The 2,034-nt window shown below is 71.2% G+C and carries 3 protein-coding genes; 1 reads left to right on the forward strand and 2 read right to left on the reverse strand.

What is annotated here, in order from left to right:
- Both SACSA_RS0104855 and SACSA_RS0104860 read right to left on the reverse strand, forming a co-directional pair.
- Positions 1-378 (reverse strand): PTS sugar transporter subunit IIA (locus SACSA_RS0104855; RefSeq protein ID WP_019814009.1); only part of this gene is annotated, 378 nt, incomplete at its 3' end.
- On the reverse strand, positions 375-710 hold the full coding sequence (locus tag SACSA_RS0104860) for a glucose PTS transporter subunit EIIB (protein ID WP_083940159.1): 336 nt from the start codon (positions 708-710) through the stop codon (positions 375-377). The genes SACSA_RS0104860 and SACSA_RS0104855, both read right to left, overlap by 4 nt.
- Before the next feature lie 139 nt (positions 711-849).
- On the opposite strand from SACSA_RS0104860, the gene SACSA_RS21555 reads away from it, so the two are divergent.
- On the forward strand, positions 850-2,034 hold a 1,185-nt coding region (locus SACSA_RS21555), incomplete at its 3' end, for a PTS transporter subunit EIIC (RefSeq protein ID WP_157596614.1).

Here is a 2,034-nt window from a genome sequence, read left to right on the forward strand (position 1 = left end):
CGCGTCGAGCGCCACCACCGGCACCATCGGCGAGTAGCCCGCCTGCCGCACGGCGCCGGGGTCCCACCCGACGAGCGGCTGGCCCGCACGCACGCTCTCCCCGCGCACCACGTGCACCGTGAAGCCGGTGCCCTGCTGCTTGACGGTGTCGATGCCCAGGTGGACCAGCACGGCGCGGCCGTCGTCCGCCGCGACGACGAAGGCGTGCGGGTGCAGGGTCACCACGGTGCCGTCGATCGGCGCGACGGCGTCACCGCGCCGCTCGTCCGGCTCCACGGCCACCCCGGGCCCGACCATGGCCTCCGCGAACACCGCGTCCGGCACCCGGCTCAGCGGCACCGCCGTGCCCGCGACCGGGCTGAGCACCCGCAATGTCACAGCAGGTCCTGGATGTCCGAGGCGATCGTGTCGGCCTCCGGGCCCACCACCACCTGCACGACGGTGCCCGAGGCGACGACACCGTGGGCACCCGCCTTCCTGAGCGCCGCCTCGTCCACGAGCGAGCCGTCCTCCAGCTCGCACCGCAGCCTCGTGATGCACCCCTCGATGTCGACGACGTTGCCCGCGCCGCCCAACCCCGCGAGGATCTTCTCCGGCCTCTCGTCCGCCATCGCGGCCTCCCACCGTGTCCGCCTGCCGCTGCTGCCCGCGTTCCACCGGGCTCGACCCTCGGTGACGACGGGTTGACACCCGGCAGTGCCACGGAGCATTCTGCCCCATCGATTGGTCTAGACCGCAACCCCTTTCCATCCCGTCACCCCCGCAGGGAGGCCGCGCGTGACCACCACGACGGAGAAGCCAGGCCGAAGCCGCGCCTTCGCGGGCCTGCAGCGGTTCGGACGCAGCCTCATGCTGCCGATCGCCACCCTTCCCGCGGCCGGGCTGATGTCGCGGCTCGGCCAGGAAGACATGCTCGGCGGCTGGTCGGCCACCGAGGACGTCGCGAAGGTGTTCGCCGCGGCGGGGGGCGGGCTGTTCAACTGGCTCCCGCTGCTGTTCGCGGTCGGTATCGCGGTGGGCTTCGCGCGCAAGGGCGACGGCTCCACGGGTGTGGCTGCCGTCGTCGGCTTCGTGGTGTTCAACCAGGTGGTGCAGGTCTTCGCCCCGATCGAGGAGATGGAGGGGGCAGAGACCGCGTGGTTGACCCAGCCGGTCAAGTGGCCCTACAGCGTCCTCTCGGGCGTGGTCGTCGGACTGGTCACCGCGGTGTTGTGGCAGCGGTACCACCGCGTCAAGCTGCCGCCCTACCTCGCCTTCTTCGGCGGAAGGCGGTTCGTGCCCATCCTCAACTCGTTCGTGCTGCTGCTGCTCGGCGTGGTGTTCGGACTGATCTTCCCGCCGATCGACGCGGCCATCAACGCCCTCGGCGAGGCGGTCACCAGCGACGCGGTCGTCGGTGGCGGAATCTACGGGATGCTCAACCGGCTGCTCATTCCGATCGGGCTGCACCAGCTGCTCAACGTGCCGGTCTGGCTGATCTTCGACGGCGGCGACATCAACAACTTCTTCGCGGGCGACCCCGAGGCGGGCGCGTTCATGACCGGATTCTTCCCCATCTTCATGTTCGCGCTGCCCGCCGCCGCGCTGGCGATCTGGCGCACCGCCCGGCCCGGCCAGCGCAAGGTCACGGGCGGCATCATGATCTCGGCCGCCCTGACGGCGTTTCTCACCGGCGTCACCGAGCCGATCGAGTTCGCGTTCATGTTCGTGGCCTTCCCGCTCTACCTGCTGCACGCACTGCTGACCGGGCTGTCACTGGCCCTGGTGAACGCCTTGGACATTCACCTCGGCTTCTCGTTCTCCGCGGGCGCGATCGACTTCCTGCTCAACGCGAACGCGCCCGCCGCCAGCCAGGCGTGGCTGCTCGTGCCGATCGGGCTGGTCTACGCGGCGGTCTACTACCTGCTGTTCCGCTGGGTGATCGTGCGGTGGAACCTGCGCACCCCGGGCCGCGAGGAGGACGAGGACACCGCGGCGACACCGGCGGCGACGGCCGCGCCCGGGTCCGGCGCCACGGTCCCGGACGCGGCCGGG

This window comes from Saccharomonospora saliphila YIM 90502 (assembly GCF_000383795.1).
GTDB lineage: Bacteria > Actinomycetota > Actinomycetes > Mycobacteriales > Pseudonocardiaceae > Saccharomonospora > Saccharomonospora saliphila.